We start from the raw sequence: 16202 nt of genomic DNA, 5'->3' as shown, positions 1-16202 counted from the left end.
TAGGTTTGTTTTTATGTGCACTATAAGTCTTGTTTTTAATTCTGATGAAAATCCCGGTTTTGTTTTAACCTCCAACAGGGATGAAGCGCCGGGAAGGGAAACCTTATCCCCAAATTTTTATACCGTAAAAAACAGCCGGTTGCTTTTTCCTAAAGATGCCGTCGCCGGTGGAACCTGGATAGGAATAAGTGCAAATAAAAGGGTGGTTTGCCTTATGAATGGTGGTTTTCAAAAACATATTAGAGCCGAAAAATACCGCGTGAGCAGGGGAGTGGTGGTTAAAGATATTTTGGCTGCAAAAGATCCTCTGGTGGAGTTAAACAGCTATAATTTTCAGGGGATTGAGCCCTTCACTTTGATCCTTGGAGACTGGAACCGGGAATTTTATTTTTATGAATTGGTGTGGGATGGAGCTAAACCCCACTTAAAAAAGCTTCGGTTAAAAAATCACATCTGGTCCTCTTCGCCTTTATATTCTTCAGAAATGAAAAAACTTAGGGAAGCCTGGTTTGAAGAATTTCAACAGAAGAAAAATCTTACTTCTGAAAGCCTTTGGGATTTCCATCACTCTGGGGGAGTGGGTAATAAAAATGTCGACCTTATAATGGATAGAGGCTTCATAAAGACTAAAAGTATAACCCAAATAATTAAAACTTCAGAAAAAACCAGTATGATTTACGAAGATCTTCAGAAGAAGGAAATTTCAGAAAAAGATTTTGAAATAACTTAGACTCCAGTTCTAATTTATGGCAAAGGGTGCACTTAGCTTAAAGGAAGGAATAGAAACCCTGAATTTTCGGGTTGAGGTGAAATTGACCATATTATAGTATCCTCTCATTGCGCCAAAGGGAGATTTAAGAAGGCATCCACTCCTGTAAGAATGGGATTCCCCGGGCTTTAAAACCGGTTTTTCACCCACTACACCTTCTCCCTGAACAATTTCTGTATAATTGAGGGCGTCTTTGATCTTCCAGAACCTGGAAGTAAGCTGAACGGAATCTTTGCTTTGATTTTCTATGGTAATGAGGTATCCAAAGGCGAAATTAATTTTATAGTTCTTATAAAATGTGCCTTCAAAAGTAGTCTCTACCGAGATCTTAATGCCGCTGGTTACTTGTTGGACCATATCTAAAATATCGCAAATGAGGCAATCAAAGAGATTGCTGCTGCCATTACTGCTAAAATAAGAAATATTCCATTCAATAAAGTAAATTTAACAAAAGTTAAAAACCTACCCTGTGCGTAAAATCGTCTTAAAGCTTTATAGAGGTAGAAAAGAAATAAAAGAAGGCTTATTCCCACGAATGCATCGGTTACAAAAATTGCGTCCAGCAGCAAAGCTATTCCCGTCATCACAAAAAATGAGGTTTGAACATGGAAGGTGAAGATGAGGTGTTCCATATAATTGAAGGGTTGCAAGCTATAGAGCAACCAGATGAAAAGTGCGAAAACAGGGAGGTAGAAGAAAATAATAAATGGTAATTTACTTATAAAATATGTCACAAAAATTTGAGGATTCGATTTGATGAAGTTCCAGTCGGTAGCTTTTTCAAATACCCAGGCATTAAAAAAAGATTGAGAATGATTTAGGTTGTCTAATGCTGTTTCTGGAGTTGTGATTTTGGTTTCCTTATTAAACCTGGTATATAATTCGAATTGCTTTGGGAATGAGTTGAAAAAAGTAAGGCTGTCGAGTTCTAACTGAGAGATATAATAGTCTTGAAAGGTTTTTTTTGAAGCTGCCTGTTTTTTGGTAATTATGGAGTCTATATTTATTTGACCTGCTACGGCTGGAATTTCGGCCATTCCTTCCCGAATTTTTTGAGTGTCTTCTTCTGATAATTCCTCGATTGGTACCTGATTTTCTGAATTGATACCTCCAAAATTGGTTGTGAAATTCCAAATAATAAAGAAGATAATGGATGCGCTTAAATAAAACCGAAATGGATTGGCATAATATGCCCGTTTTCCCAGAATGTATTCTTTTGAGATTTTTCCGGGATGAAAAAGAAGCGTGCTTAGCGTTCGTTTTAACCGGGAATCGTAAGCGAAAATTCCACTAAAAAATTCATTGAAAAAATCGTTAAAAGAGAGTTTTTTTATAGAGTTCAATTGTCCGCAATTCGGGCAGAATTTATCGCTGAGGTCAAGAGGATGTTCGCAATTTAAACAGTGGTCTCCCCTGTATTTAGTTAAAGAACGGATGTTGTTCATATCCGGAAACTATTAATTAAACAATTAATTGGTGATATTTACGGAATTTGCTGTTCCTACACCAATAACCCGGTCATACCTGGCGCCCAAATCCCTGAAATAGACCAGTACGATATATTCATTTTCTGTTTTATCAAAATTTCCGCTTATAAAGCCTTCGTCCAAAGTTCCGTCTTCTCTCAATAAAACATATTTGTAATTGTAAAAACCCTGCTTAAATAACAATGCGTTTTCAAATAAGCCGGAATCTGGATTATATTTCATAAGGGTTGAGTCGTCCAGTTCAAAATTATTAAAGGCCCCATATAGGTGAAGTTCTCCTCCATTTAGCGGTTCATAACTTAAAAGGCTGAAGTGTGTCCAGACATATTCCGATTCTATATTCCGGTTTTCTCCCTGCATGGTACGAATAACAAATTGCCCGTTTATATCCGGGTTATAACTGTAAGGTTCGGTGTCCCTTGAGCGATCTGTAAAAAGATAATGATGGTATAAATCCAATAATTCTACCCTGCTTATATTGATTGTTGGAGCGCGAATATCTTTGCTGTCAAACTGCAAATATTCATTTCCTGCCCAGAAAGAGGTTGGCTGATCATACCTGTATATTAACTCGTTTCCTATAGTATACTGGGGTTTTATATTTTCTATAGCCATTTTAAGGTTGTGATTCTGAAGAATACGAACCTTCACAGTTTGATCTGGATTACGAAGTAAAAGATCTGGGGAATTAATACTGAAGTTTACCACCTGTTTTGAATTCACAAAGTTTAGATCCCGGGATCTTTTAACGTTAACGGCCACCTGTGCCATTGGTTCATAAACCATAAATTTTCGGGAAAAGACAAGTTCTCTGTCGCTGTTGAAAACCTTGATCATATAATTTCCGCTTACCTTCAATGCCTGCACTTCAGAATTAGGGATTCTTAAGCTGTAATGCGTATAGGGTTGGAGGGTGTTAAAGGAGTTCTCATAATTCAGGATCCGTACATCATCAAATCCTGCGAGATATTCAGATTTCACTAATTCTGATGCAGACCAGTTATAGTCAAAGTGTTCTACAGTATAATAATAATCGGCTTCATCTCCTATAATATCATCAAATTCTAATGTTAAAGTTTGACCCTGAAGTATAATTGGGTTCCCGGTAAATTCAGCATTTCCCTTTAATATTATACTTTTGATATAGTTTGGTGAAACGGTCTCTGTTTGGGGTTGTCCAAACAAGCTGCCTGCACAAAGAAATATGAATATTAAGGCGCTGAGGTTCATTTATTTTTAATTTTAAATAAAAGTAACTACAAATTTTAATATGGTCTCGATTTTTTGCCGGATACTTTTTAATAAGTTAAAAAAAACACTAAATTATTTGGATCTTATAGACCTAAAATTAGTAAATTTGCACACTAAAAAATAATTTTAATTTACACTCCATCCTATGTCAAAAGACATTCGAATAAAAAGAGGGCTTGCTCTACGATTAAAAGGTGAAGCGGAAAAGCAAATAATTGAAGCTCCACGTTCTAAGACCTACGCAATTAAACCCCCGGATTTTCATTCTGTTGTTCCAAAAATGACTCTCAAAGAAGGCGCTATGGTGCTGGCCGGAGAAACGTTGTTTTATTCCAAATATACAGAAGATGTAAAATTCACTTCTCCCGTTAGTGGAACACTAAAAGAAATTAAACGCGCAGAAAGGCGTCGTATTGTGGAAGTAATCATAGAAGCACATCCTACAGATTCCTATAAGGATTTTGGAAAGATGAACGCTGAAACTTCAGCTCCTGAAGCGGTGAAATCCAGAATTTTTGAAAGTGGCTGTGGAGCCTTTATCAAGCAACGTCCTTATGATATTGTTGCAGATCCTAAAGATACTCCAAAAGCGATTTTTATTTCAGCTTTAAGCACCGCGCCTTTGGCAGCCGATCTTGGGTTTATTCTTAAAGATAAAGTTGCTGCATTTCAGGAAGGAATAAATGCATTAAAAAAATTGACTTCCGGGAAAGTGCACCTATCTGTAGATGCAAGTTCTGAAGCCGTCCTGAAAGGGATAAAAGGAGTAGAATTACATCATGTTAAAGGTCCGCACCCTGCAGGAAACGTAGGGATTCAAATCCATAAACTTGACCCTTTGAATATGGGGGAAAGAGTTTGGGTTGTTGGAGCTGAAGATGTATCCATTATAGGGAACTTATTTTTGACAGGAGAATTTCACGCAGACCGTACTATTGCAGTTACGGGAAGTGAAGCCAAGGATAGGAAATACTATAAGACCAAAATTGGTGCAAATGTTTCTGATCTTATACCGCAAATGCCAGACAGTGTCCGGATAATTTCTGGTGATGTTCTTACCGGAGATAAACTTTCCAATAACCAGTACATTGGTTTTTACCATAATTCTATCACACTTATTCCGGAAGGAAATCAGTACAGAATGTTTGGATGGTTACCTTTTATGTATAATAATATTCATTCAAATTCAAAAACATCCCTATCCTGGTTGATGCCTAAAAAGAAGTTTGAACCTACAACCAATTTAAACGGGGAGGAACGCGCTTTGGTAGTTACCGGGGAAATGGAGGAAGTTTTGCCTATGGATATTTACCCAATGCAGCTTCTGAAGGCTTGCATGGCAGGGGATATTGAAAAAATGGAAAATTTAGGAATCTATGAAGTAGCTCCTGAAGATTTTGCATTGATAGATTATGTCAATACCTCGAAAATAGAAGCTCAGGAAATAATTCGGTTGGGCTTGGATTTAATGATTACTGAAGTAGGCTAAAATATTTTTTATTATGGAATGGATAAGACAACGATTAGATAAATTTAAAGAGCCCTTTCAAAAGGGAAAAAAACTTGAGAAATATGCCCCCGCTATCAACGCGTTGGATACTTTCTTATATACGCCCAATCACACTACCCAAAAAGGAGCTCATATAAGGGATGCAGTAGATTTAAAGAGAACCATGATTACCGTGGTTTTGGCTTTAATACCTGCCCTTATATTTGGAATGTGGAACGGAGGATATCAATACCTGTCACAAATTCAAACCGAAGTTGGTTTTTGGGAAGCTTTTGGACATGGTGCCCTAAAAATCGTTCCTATGATCGTAGTATCATATGGAGTAGGATTAGGTCTTGAATTTCTTTTTGCAATTATTAGAGGACATGAAGTAAATGAAGGTTATTTGGTGACCGGACTTTTAATTCCCATGATAATGCCAATAGATATCCCACTTTGGATGGTTGCACTTTCTGTAGTATTTGCTGTGGTAATTGGTAAAGAAGCATTTGGAGGAACAGGGATGAATATTTTAAACCCGGCATTAATGGCCCGGGCTTTTGCTTTTTTTGCATATCCAACATACATGTCTGGTAACAAAGTTTGGGTGAGTGAAGCAACCGGCGTAGATGCCGTTTCTGGAGAAACCATATTGGGCACACTTGCAGCCGGAGAAAATGTGGATTACAGTGTGCTGAATATGTTTTCCGGGGTAATCCCGGGTTCTATTGCAGAAACGTCCACCATTTGTATTTTAGCAGGTGCGCTCTTGTTGATACTTACCAAAGTAGGGAGCTGGAGAATTATTTTAAGCGGGTTTTTAGGAGCCGCAGTAATGGCACTTATTTTTAATGCATTACCATCAATGGGTATCGAGGGTAACAGTCTTACAAATTTCCCCTGGTATCAACATCTAATTGTTGGAGGATTGGCCTTTGGGGTTGTATTTATGGCAACCGATCCGGTCTCTGGTGCTCAAACAGTAACGGGAAAATGGATTTATGGATTTTTAATAGGGTTATTTGCGGTGATGATACGGATTTTTAATCCGGCTTATCCTGAAGGCATTATGTTAGCTATATTATTGATGAATGTATTTGCACCGGTTATAGATCATTATGTGATCCAGGCCAATGTGAAACGCAGAAAGAAACGGTTATCTGGAGCCACACAAATTAAAACAGCAGTTTAGTTATGGAAGAGAAAGCAGTAAATAAAACAAATAGCAACGGGTATACCTTTATGTTTGCTATTATAATGGTTGTGGTAGTTGGAAGTGTACTCGCTTTTGCAGCTACTTCATTACAGCCATTACAAAATGAAAATGTTCGTCAGGAGAAAATGCAGAATATCCTTGCAACTGTGGGCATTGAAGTTGACCGGGCTGGATCTGAAGCATTATACAATCAGTACATTACCGAAACGATCGCACTGAATCCTGATGGTAGTGTTAATGAAAAAGCAGATGCCTTTACGGTAGACCTGGGAAAGGAATTGAAAAAGCCAGCCCAGGAGCAGGTATTCCCTTTGTATCTTGCTGATATTGAAGGAGAGAAATACTACATCGTTCCTCTTAGAGGGCAAGGTTTATGGGATGCAATCTGGGGTTATGTTGCCCTTAAAGATGATGTGAATACCATAAAAGGAGCTGTTTTTGACCATAAGGCTGAAACCCCTGGTTTAGGTGCTGAAATCACTCAGGGATGGTTCAGTGAGCGATTTACAGATGAGAAGATATTTGATGAAAATGGCAACCTGATGGGAGTTTCAGTAGTTAAAGGAAGTCCGGATCCAACAGATAAGGCCGATTTTAAAGTAGATGCAATTTCTGGTGCAACAATAACCGGAGATGGGGTTTCTGATATGATATCAGAAAGACTTCAACATTACTTGCCTTACTTCAAGAAACAACAGGAAATTAAAGTAGCAATTCAATAATTATGGCTAAAGAGATAATAGCAACTTCTGCAGAAAAGGAGGCTAAAAAGAAAGAAATGGTCTTATTCCTATCCAATACGGCAGAGAGGGAACATTTTCTATCTAAAAATAACAGAAAATTATTGTCAGATCCGCTTGATGATAACAATCCTATTACCGTTCAGGTACTGGGTATTTGTTCGGCATTGGCTATTACGGTTCAATTGGAGCCGGCTATTGTAATGGCAATAGCGGTAACTGCTGTAATGGCGTTTTCAAATATGATAGTGTCCCTTTTAAGAGATCTTATACCAAACAGGATACGGATCATTGTTCAGCTAATAATTGTTGCTTCCCTGGTTATTTTGGTGGATCAGGTTTTAAAAGCTTATGCGTATGATGTGAGTAAGCAATTATCGGTATTTGTGGGCCTTATTATAACCAACTGTATTATAATGGGACGTCTCGAGGCGTTTGCTTTGGGTAACGGGGTTTATAAATCTTTCCTTGATGGAATTGGTAATGCTGCAGGATACGGAGTAATATTGATCATAGTCGCTTTCTTTAGGGAATTGCTGGGATCTGGTAAATTATTTGGTTTTGAAGTGTTGGGTCACAAAGCTGCTACTATGGCAGAATCTACCGGACTATACTCCTTTGGATATGAAAATAACGGTTTGATGTTGTTATCCCCTATGGCGCTTATTATTGTAGGTATCCTTATATGGGTGCAACGTGCAAGGAACCGTAAGTTAATCGAACAAAACTAAATTTCAACAGCAAAATTAGAATTATGGAATATGTAAATTTATTTGTAAGAAGTATTTTCATAGAAAATATGATTTTTGCTTACTTCCTGGGAATGTGTTCCTATTTGGCGGTATCAAAAACGGTGAAAACAGCTGTTGGTTTAGGAGCTGCGGTAATATTTGTTCTAGGGATTACCGTACCCATTAACTTTTTGTTAAATGAGTATTTGCTTGCACCCGGAGCCTTGAAATGGTTAAGTCCCGAGTATGCAACTATAGATCTAAGTTTTCTTAGTTTTATTATGTTTATTGCAGTAATAGCATCAATGGTTCAATTGGTAGAAATGATTGTTGAAAAATTTGCCCCTGCATTATATGGCGCACTTGGTATTTTTCTTCCACTTATCGCTGTGAACTGTGCCATTCTTGGTGGATCACTTTTTATGCAGCAAAAAGCTTTTGGCGCAGTAAGCGAAGCGATCACTTATGGCTTAGGTAGTGGAGTGGGATGGTTCCTGGCCATTTTGGCAATAGCAGCTATTCGTGAGAAAATCGCATATTCCAATGTTCCCGGTCCATTAAAGGGATTAGGGATTACCTTCATTATTTGTGGGTTAATGGCAATAGGTTTTATGAGCTTTATGGGTATCAAAATTTAATAAAAAAAAGAAATAATGACAGTTATAATCGCAAGTGTAATTATATTCCTGGTATTAATTTTATTACTGGTTTCCGTGTTACTGTGGGCCAAAGCAAAATTAGTTCCTTCCGGACCGGTTACAATAAAAATAAACGGCGAAAAAGATCTCGAGGTTGGTTCCGGTGGTACATTGCTTTCAACTTTAAGTGAAAACAAGTTATTCCTGCCTTCTGCCTGTGGTGGGGGAGGTACCTGCTTACAATGTAAATGTATAGTCTCTGAAGGTGGTGGTGCAATTCTGCCAATTGAGGAGCCAAACTTTACAAGGAAAGAAATCGCCAACGGTTGGCGGCTTGGTTGCCAGGTAAAGGTAAAACAGGATATGAAAATCCAGATCCCCGAAGAGGTTTTTGGAATTAAGAAGTGGGAAGCTACAGTAGTAAGTAATTACAACGTTGCCTCTTTTATCAAGGAATTTGTTGTTGAAATCCCTGAAGATATGGATTATAAGGCAGGAGGATATATTCAAATTGAAATTCCTTCATGTGAGGTCCAGTTTAAGGATATGGACATCGAAGCCCATCCTGAAGAGCATTCCGGAGATCCTGAAAAATTCAAGGAGGAATGGGATAAATTCAAATTATGGCCGTTGGTCATGAAAAATAAGGAAACGGTTGAACGCGCATACTCAATGGCCTCGTACCCGGCTGAAGGAAGAAAGATCATGTTGAATGTGCGTATCGCAACACCTCCTTTTGACAGAGCTGCAAACGGATGGATGGATGTGAATCCCGGAATTGCTTCTTCTTACATTTTTTCCAGAAAGGAAAATGATAAAGTGGTTATTTCAGGGCCTTATGGAGAATTCTTCATCAATGAAAGCGATTCAGAAATGTTATATGTAGGTGGTGGTGCCGGAATGGCTCCAATGCGTTCACATTTATATCATCTTTTCCGTACTTTGAAAACCGGAAGAAAGGTTACTTTCTGGTATGGTGGACGTTCTAAAAGGGAATTGTTCTATACAGAACATTTCAGAGCTTTGGAAAGGGATTTCCCTAACTTTAAATTCTATTTGGCCTTATCTGAACCTATGGAAGAGGATAACTGGAAGGTTAAAAAAGATATCGATGATGAAGGGGATGGTTTTGTAGGGTTCATTCACCAGGTGGTAATTGATAACTATTTGAAATTTCACGACGAGCCTGAAGATATTGAATATTACTTCTGTGGACCTCCGCTTATGAATAAAGCTGTGCAACAAATGACAGACGATTATGGAGTGCCACCGGAAAATGTAAGATTTGATGATTTTGGAGGATAAAATATAAATTATACAGAGCTATAAATGGACCTGCTGAATTTTCAGTAGGTCCATTTATATTAATACAACCTCTAAATCAAATACCTCGGCACAAGTCCATGAGGGGAATACTTTAAAAAATTCGAGGCCAACCCGCCCGAATGAAATTCATTTCGGGCAGGCCTCGGGGAATTGAACCCTCAATGAGGGATTAACACTGCTGTAATATTTGTATTTTAGTGCCTGCTATGAAAGATGAACTAAACAAACAGGAGCTTCACAACCTCGCGATGAATATCGTTGGGAAGGATCTCGAGGATCAGGGATATGAATTTCTGGGAATCAAAAGTGATTTAAAATCCAATCCGCAATTTGTTGCATTAAAAGATAAGAAGCTACATTTTGTAGTGGTAAGGGCAATTCTTTATCCCGATGATCCTAAAAAATTCGACCAAATATTTATGGAAGGTATCAAAGAACACGCACTTAAATTCAACGCCAGGACCTTTTATGCCGGCGTGGGCCTCGCCAATTCCAAAGATTATGAGTTGCCAATTACAAAGGATGAAGATTATATCGTGAATTATGATGGATTACAAAAGATTTAAAAGTTGGTTATTTGTTGTTATCGGCTGTTTAGCATTTGCTTTTACCGGATGTGAAAAAGAGGGAGCCAATGAACAAGTCTATACAGGAACCGCCCTGGGAACCACCTATCAGCTTAAATTCTTTCATCCTGAAGAATTGGATTTGGAAAAGAGTTTAGATTCTATATTTAGTGTCATAAATAAGTCTATGAGCACCTACCAGGTGGATTCGGATATCTCAAAGATCAATTCAGGGGAAACCGGAATAAAGGTTGACGGGAATTTCAGAGAGGTTTTTCAGTATTCAGAAAAAATATACAAGCAAAGTGATGGATATTTTGACCCTACAGTTGGTAATCTTGTAAATGCATATGGATTTGGACCCGATAAAAACCTGGATTCATTAAGCATTTCAGAAATCGATTCCATCATGCAGTATGTTGGTTTTAATAAACTGGAACTAACTTCAGATAATATACTTAAAAAGCAACACCCCGGAATCTATATTGATTTTAATGCCATCGCAAAAGGATTTACCGTAGATGTAATTGCCCGCTTTCTAAACAGTAAAAATGTAGAAGATTATTTAATTGAACTGGGAGGGGAACTTGTTGCGAAAGGGATCAATCAGGGTAGACAACAACCATGGGTAGTTGCCATAGATGATCCTCAGCAAACCGAGGGAAACAGGATTTTTCAGGCTACTTTAAAGCTCAATAACAGGGCGATGGCCACATCGGGAAATTATAGAAAATTCAGGATAGACAGCAGTACCAAAGAGCGTTTTGTGCATACTATAAACCCGTTAAGCGGTAAACCTGAAAAAAGCAATTTACTGAGTGTTTCTGTTTTGGCAGAGAATTGTGCGTTGGCCGATGGATATGCTACCGCCTTTATGGCAATGGGTTTTGAAAAATCCAAAGAAATGTTGAGGAACCTGGAAGATGTGGATGTATACTTTATTTATACAGAAGCTGATGAAGATGCGAAAGTTTACACTTCACAGGGATTTAAGGACGCCTTAAACGTTGAATGACGGTTTGGTGCAAACGGGAATAATTTCCCCTTTAGCAAGGCGGTATTTGTTGATCTCGGCCGAAGTTAAACCGGAGCTGTAATTTACTTCTTCTACCTCGAAACCTATAGCTCTTAATTTCTGAAAAAAATCTTTACCGTAAACCCTAACGTGATCATATTGGCCAAATATTTTTGCCCGTTCCTTTTGTGAAGTTATGCTGTCATCCTGAAATGTAAAATCCCTGTTCAAATCCTGGGGAATTTGTAAAATGGCTGTACCTCCGGGCTTAAGAATCCTGTAAATTTCCTGCATCGCCTTTGTGTCATCCGGAATGTGTTCCAAAACGTGGTTACACAGGATGAATTCGTAGGTGTTATCTTCAAAAGGCAAATCACAAATATCTGCTTTTACATCTGCGAGCGGGGAATTTAAATCGGTGGTGGTATAATCTAAATTGGGTAGTTTCCGGAATCTTTTATAAAATGCCTGTTCCGGAGCAAAATGTAAAACCTTCAGCTTTTTGGAAAAAAAATCTGTTTCATTTTTAAGGTACAGCCATAAAACCCGGTGGCGTTCCAAAGAAAGAGTAGAAGGGGAGAGCACATTTTCCCGCTGATTTTCATACCCATAGGGTAGAAATTTCCTGAAACTTTTCCCATCAATAGGATCTACATAGGTTGATCCTTTTAAGGCGAACTCAAGAACCGGTTTCGCCAAATAACTCAATCTTATTAGAAGGGGACGTGGAAGTGAGTTTAAAGTGAGTTTAAAAAGCTGTTTTATCATACTTTGATATCACCCCAGTTTTCACCGGACTTGATCCTGTACAATTGCATTTCTGAAACCCCAAATTGTTTGGCTAAAATCCTGATCCTGGTTTTACGGTTGGGATCAAGTAGTTTCTTTTTAAGGATTACTGCCTGGGAATAGGATAATTTGGAATAGGTGGTTACTGTTCGCAATTTTCGCTTGAGCTTATTTTCCTGGACGCTGGGATTGCCAAATTGGTGTTGCACCCATTCCGCTTTAGTAGCCCATGCAAGATTATTTGCCTCATTCTCATGTTTTTTGTAATTCTTGTGAATTACAAAATCTGCATCCTCTGCTTTTTTCACAAATAATTCAGCTATGACCCTATGGAAATAATAATTTTTCTTTTTGCCGTTTTTTAAATTGACCACAAAAGACAGGTAACCCGCTGTTTTTCCGCCTTTGAGTAATTCCCCTTCGGTTTTCTTCACAAAGCTTAGAATACGGCCATAACTCGATACCTTATATAAAAATCTGTCCTGCCAGATGTCCTTATGCAAGGTTTTCCACTGCTCCTGACGATAGTTCTTAATCATATACTTTAGCCCTGAATTTATCTTCTTCGGTACTTTCAATACCCAATGCTTCATAGATATATTTAAAGGTGGAAAGCAACTCAGGTTTTCCATCTATTAGCGCCACATCATGTTCGAAATGAGCACTTGGCTTGTTGTCTGCCGTAAGTATTGTCCAGCCATCTTTAAGCTGTTTGATGTTTTTTGTTCCTAAATTTATCATAGGTTCAATTGCGACAACCATTCCTTCAATAAATTTCTTTCCACGTCCGCGTTTTCCATAATTTGGCATTTCAGGATCCTCGTGCATAGTTTTTCCCAGGCCATGACCTACCAGTTCACGAACAACTCCATATCCATGAGCTTCACAATATTTTTGAATAGCAAACCCAACATCACCAACCCGGTTGCCAATTCGAAATTCTTCTATACCTATATAAAGTGATTCTTTGGTTATTTGTAATAGTTTTTTCGTGTCTTCGGGAATTTCTCCTATTCCAAAGGTATAAGCATGATCTCCGTAAAATCCATTTTTAAGGGCTCCGCAATCTATGGAGATAATGTCGCCCTCAGCCAGGGGAGTGTTGTTTGGGATACCGTGGACAACCTGTGCATTTGGACTCATGCAAAGCGAATTTGGGAAATCATATAATCCTAAAAAACCGGGAATTGCTCCTTGTTCCCGTATAAACTCTTCCGCCATTTTATCCAGCTGAAGGGTTGTGACTCCTGGTTTTATTTCTGAAGCGATCATGCCAAGGGTTCTGGAAACCACCAAAGCGCTTTCCCGCATCAATTCTATTTCTTCCCTTGTTTTGGTAATTATCATAATTTAGATTTAAACAAGCCTAATATGCTCTTTTTTGATTTTTTGTTCTGAAGGATTTTTTTTTCTTTGTCTAGAGATTCTTTGCTCAACTTAAGATAAACTTCTCCCCAACCTAGCAATCCTCCAATATTTCTATCGTCTATAAAAATGTCTGCCTGAATTTTCCTGCTGATGGAATGATCAAATTCTTCCTCCGGATAACTTTTGTTCACCGAGTAGAAATAGATTCCCTTCGAATTACAAAAAGCTACAGCTTCCTGTAATTCATTTCCGGATCTATAGGTCCATAAAATCAACTGATGGCCTTCTTCCTGCAATTTTTTCAATGTTTCCAGAGCAAATAAAATAGGTTTACCAATGTTTGGAAACCGGTTTTCTACAATTGTTCCGTCAAAATCTACTGCAATTGTCAAATGTTTAGACATAAATTCAAAATTAACAAGAAAAATGCTGTTACACTATTTTTAGAGCTTTGATTTTTAAGTGAATAGAATTAATTAATATACGAATTATTATATTCCTGTCCACTAACTATGTTAGCAATGTCTTCTTCAATGGAAGCTCTTGGATATTCGACAAAACGATTGACTTCCTTGCCATCTTTCATGAAAATCAAGGTAGGTACCCGGTGAAGATCCCAGTCAGCCTCGGTTTTCTCCGGAGTTACTTTATTTCTGTCGACACCTATAAATGTAAGTTTTGAAAGATCATAACCTGCTTCGTCCAGAATCTTATATAGTTTGGGAACTTCCCTTCGGCTGTCTACACACCAGGTTCCCATAAATGCCATTATTTCATATTCTGAAATGTTATTTTTGATAGTTTCCATGGCTTCTTCGGAAGGATTGAAATTGGTGTATCCATCGTTAAACCATCGGGCATACGGAGCTTGTTGAAGATCCTCCTTGATGAATTTTCCAATCAACATTGTTTGATTTTCAAAGTCATCTTCAATTTCAGACAGAACCAAAACTTTTTCAGATTTCATTTCATCGGTTTTGGCGGTGTCATTGATGTTTCCACAAGAGGTGATAAAAGCCAGGATTAGAAGGTATAAACTCATTTTCATTTCATTTTTAAATTAATGGATGTTGTGTCATTAGTTCGGGTTTGGTAATTCCCATCAGTTTTAAAATAGTCGGTGCAACGTCTCCTAAGTTACCGCTTTGGATAGATTTCACATCCTTGTCTACCAATATAAGGGGAACCGGGTTTGTTGTGTGGGCAGTATTGGCAGACCCATCCGGGTTTATCATCATTTCACTATTTCCGTGATCGGCAATAACCAATACGCTATAATCATTTTCAATTGCCGCTTCCACAACCTCCTTGGTGCACTTATCTACCGCTTCCACAGCCTTGACTGCGGCCTGGAAATCTCCTGTATGGCCTACCATATCCGGATTGGCAAAATTCAGACAAATAAAATCGGCCGCCTGTGATTTTATTTCCGGAACGATCTTCTCCACGATTTCATTAGCGCTCATTTCAGGTTGCATGTCATAAGTTGCTACTTTGGGAGAACTGCACATGATTCGTTTTTCACCTTTAAATGGCTTTTCCCTTCCGCCTGAAAAGAAAAAGGTTACGTGTGGATATTTTTCTGTTTCCGCAATTCTAATTTGGGTTTTCCCCATATATTCCAATACCTCTCCTAAAGTGGTTTTTATATTATCTTTTTTGAAAACAGTATTGATATTTGTGAACGTGTCATCATATTTTGTAAGTGTTACAAAATATAAGGGCAGCTTTTTCATGTTGAATTCCGGCAAATCTTCCTGAGTAAGTACCTGGGTAAGTTGTCTTCCGCGATCGGTTCTAAAATTAAAAAAGATCACCACTTCATCATTTTTTAAGGTAGCAACCGGGGTTCCATCCTCTTTGGTGAGTACAATAGGTTCTATAAATTCATCGGTTGCCTTATTATCGTAACTTTCCTGAATAGCTTCCAGCGCATTTTGGGTTTTTTTACCTTTTCCTGAAACTATCAAATCATACGCTTTTTGTATACGTTCCCAGCGCTTATCACGATCCATTGCAAAATACCTACCTATAACACTGGCTAATTTGCTTCCGGTTTTATTTAAATGTTCCTCTAATTCTGCAACAAATCCTTTACCGGAATTTGGATCAACATCCCGACCATCTGTAAAGGCATGAACATATTTCTCTTTTACCCCAAATTCGGATGCAGCGGTTAATAAACCTTTTAAATGATCGATGTGCGAGTGCACGCCACCATCGCTTAGTAGTCCCATAAAGTGGATGGGTTTATTGTTTTGAACCGCATAATTAAATGCTTGTTCCAGGATAGGTTCATTGATTAGGCTGTTATTCTCTACAGCCATATTTATTTTTGCCAAATCCTGGTAAACTATACGGCCCGCACCCAGATTCATATGTCCAACTTCACTATTTCCCATCTGTCCATCTGGCAAACCAACATTTTTACCATGGGTAAGAAGTTGGGCGTTGGGATAGGTTTTCATCAAATAATCAAAATAAGGAGTATTGGCCTGTGCAATCGCAGAAACTTTTGGGTCCTGAGTGATTCCCCATCCATCTAAAATCAATAATATCACTTTCTTATCCATATCAATATTTTTATAAGCTGTAAATATATAAACTATAATTTGCAGTAATTAATAACCTTGATAATTCTTTTGTCAATAGCCATTTTTCATAGCTTTTGAAAGCTGCTCTTTTTTCTTCCATTCCTTTCGGTCCAAATTATTATGGAAACTTAAAATTGTTAAAAAATATTTTGCATTACAAATTCCTGAAATTTTCATCTAATTAAAGAAATAAAATAAAATTATGCTCGTTCTTATTAGGTTA

Annotated in this window: 18 protein-coding genes; 9 read left to right on the top strand and 9 right to left on the bottom strand. The window is 37.9% G+C overall.

Annotated features, from left to right (window positions below; genetic code table 11):
• The first annotated feature begins 13 nt into the window (after nucleotides 1–13).
• Nucleotides 14–730 carry an NRDE family protein gene (locus ACKGJN_RS12500; RefSeq protein WP_409539864.1) on the top strand — a complete coding sequence of 239 codons (717 nt, stop codon included), beginning with the start codon at nucleotides 14–16 and terminating at the stop codon, nucleotides 728–730.
• 9 nt (nucleotides 731–739) lie between these two features.
• On the opposite strand, the gene apaG is transcribed toward ACKGJN_RS12500, so the two are convergent.
• The 3 genes from apaG to ACKGJN_RS12485 all read right to left on the bottom strand — a co-directional run bounded on the left by apaG (nucleotide 740) and on the right by ACKGJN_RS12485 (nucleotide 3486).
• On the bottom strand, nucleotides 740–1126 hold the full coding sequence (apaG, locus tag ACKGJN_RS12495) for a Co2+/Mg2+ efflux protein ApaG (RefSeq protein WP_409539863.1): 387 nt from the start codon (nucleotides 1124–1126) through the stop codon (nucleotides 740–742).
• 2 nt (nucleotides 1127–1128) lie between these two features.
• Entirely contained in the window at nucleotides 1129–2112 is a 984-nt protein-coding gene (locus tag ACKGJN_RS12490) for a DUF3667 domain-containing protein (RefSeq protein WP_409539862.1), read from the bottom strand.
• A gap of 126 nt (nucleotides 2113–2238) precedes the next feature.
• A complete protein-coding gene (locus ACKGJN_RS12485; RefSeq protein WP_409539861.1) occupies nucleotides 2239–3486 on the bottom strand; it encodes a type IX secretion system plug protein in 1248 nt (415 codons plus the stop codon).
• A gap of 166 nt (nucleotides 3487–3652) precedes the next feature.
• Here ACKGJN_RS12485 and ACKGJN_RS12480 point away from each other — a divergent pair, with 166 nt between their 5' ends.
• The 8 genes from ACKGJN_RS12480 (at nucleotide 3653) to ACKGJN_RS12445 (ending at nucleotide 11228) form a co-directional block, all read left to right on the top strand.
• Nucleotides 3653–4996, top strand: coding sequence for a Na(+)-translocating NADH-quinone reductase subunit A (locus ACKGJN_RS12480; protein WP_409539859.1), 1344 nt, complete (start codon nucleotides 3653–3655; stop codon nucleotides 4994–4996).
• A 13-nt stretch (nucleotides 4997–5009) separates the two neighbouring features.
• Entirely contained in the window at nucleotides 5010–6188 is a 1179-nt protein-coding gene (locus ACKGJN_RS12475; protein ID WP_409539858.1) for an NADH:ubiquinone reductase (Na(+)-transporting) subunit B, read from the top strand.
• Nucleotides 6189–6190: 2 nt separating this feature from the next.
• On the top strand, nucleotides 6191–6934 hold the full coding sequence (locus ACKGJN_RS12470) for a Na(+)-translocating NADH-quinone reductase subunit C (protein ID WP_409539856.1): 744 nt from the start codon (nucleotides 6191–6193) through the stop codon (nucleotides 6932–6934).
• 2 nt (nucleotides 6935–6936) lie between these two features.
• The gene (locus ACKGJN_RS12465; RefSeq protein WP_409539855.1) at nucleotides 6937–7683 is read left to right on the top strand and encodes an NADH:ubiquinone reductase (Na(+)-transporting) subunit D; all 747 of its coding nucleotides are present in this window, start codon (nucleotides 6937–6939) and stop codon (nucleotides 7681–7683) included.
• A gap of 23 nt (nucleotides 7684–7706) precedes the next feature.
• The gene (gene nqrE / locus ACKGJN_RS12460) at nucleotides 7707–8321 is read left to right on the top strand and encodes an NADH:ubiquinone reductase (Na(+)-transporting) subunit E (protein ID WP_409539854.1); all 615 of its coding nucleotides are present in this window, start codon (nucleotides 7707–7709) and stop codon (nucleotides 8319–8321) included.
• A gap of 15 nt (nucleotides 8322–8336) precedes the next feature.
• Nucleotides 8337–9626: an NADH:ubiquinone reductase (Na(+)-transporting) subunit F gene (nqrF, locus tag ACKGJN_RS12455; RefSeq protein WP_409539853.1), complete on the top strand. Its 1290-nt coding sequence runs from the start codon at nucleotides 8337–8339 to the stop codon at nucleotides 9624–9626.
• 227 nt (nucleotides 9627–9853) lie between these two features.
• Nucleotides 9854–10213 (top strand): Na(+)-translocating NADH-quinone reductase subunit F, encoded by a 360-nt coding sequence (locus ACKGJN_RS12450; RefSeq protein ID WP_409539852.1) that lies wholly within the window; start codon nucleotides 9854–9856, stop codon nucleotides 10211–10213.
• On the top strand, nucleotides 10191–11228 hold the full coding sequence (locus ACKGJN_RS12445) for an FAD:protein FMN transferase (RefSeq protein ID WP_409539850.1): 1038 nt from the start codon (nucleotides 10191–10193) through the stop codon (nucleotides 11226–11228). The genes ACKGJN_RS12450 and ACKGJN_RS12445 overlap by 23 nt, the downstream gene beginning before the upstream one ends.
• On the opposite strand, the gene ACKGJN_RS12440 is transcribed toward ACKGJN_RS12445, so the two are convergent.
• From ACKGJN_RS12440 to gpmI, 6 genes are all read right to left on the bottom strand, one after another.
• Nucleotides 11214–11996, bottom strand: a complete 783-nt coding sequence (locus ACKGJN_RS12440) for a class I SAM-dependent methyltransferase (RefSeq protein WP_409539849.1) — start codon at nucleotides 11994–11996, stop codon at nucleotides 11214–11216. The genes ACKGJN_RS12445 and ACKGJN_RS12440 overlap by 15 nt on opposite strands.
• Nucleotides 11993–12556, bottom strand: coding sequence for an HNH endonuclease family protein (locus ACKGJN_RS12435; protein WP_409539848.1), 564 nt, complete (start codon nucleotides 12554–12556; stop codon nucleotides 11993–11995). Before ACKGJN_RS12435 ends, ACKGJN_RS12440 begins: the two co-directional genes overlap by 4 nt.
• Nucleotides 12549–13364, bottom strand: coding sequence for a type I methionyl aminopeptidase (gene map, locus ACKGJN_RS12430; protein ID WP_409539847.1), 816 nt, complete (start codon nucleotides 13362–13364; stop codon nucleotides 12549–12551). Before map ends, ACKGJN_RS12435 begins: the two co-directional genes overlap by 8 nt.
• Nucleotides 13361–13789 (bottom strand): BT0820 family HAD-type phosphatase, encoded by a 429-nt coding sequence (locus ACKGJN_RS12425; RefSeq protein WP_409539846.1) that lies wholly within the window; start codon nucleotides 13787–13789, stop codon nucleotides 13361–13363. The genes map and ACKGJN_RS12425 overlap by 4 nt, the downstream gene beginning before the upstream one ends.
• A 68-nt stretch (nucleotides 13790–13857) precedes the next feature.
• The gene (locus tag ACKGJN_RS12420; RefSeq protein WP_409539844.1) at nucleotides 13858–14427 is read right to left on the bottom strand and encodes a thioredoxin family protein; all 570 of its coding nucleotides are present in this window, start codon (nucleotides 14425–14427) and stop codon (nucleotides 13858–13860) included.
• A 13-nt stretch (nucleotides 14428–14440) separates the two neighbouring features.
• Complete coding sequence (gpmI, locus tag ACKGJN_RS12415; RefSeq protein WP_409539843.1) at nucleotides 14441–15958, bottom strand: 2,3-bisphosphoglycerate-independent phosphoglycerate mutase; 1518 nt, start codon at nucleotides 15956–15958, stop codon at nucleotides 14441–14443.
• Nucleotides 15959–16202 lie beyond the last annotated feature (244 nt).

The sequence above is a fragment of the Gillisia xinjiangensis genome, assembly GCF_046298265.1.
GTDB lineage: Bacteria > Bacteroidota > Bacteroidia > Flavobacteriales > Flavobacteriaceae > Gillisia > Gillisia xinjiangensis.
The sequence above is the reverse complement of the archived record's forward strand: the minus strand, read 5'-3'. Positions and strand labels throughout refer to the sequence as shown.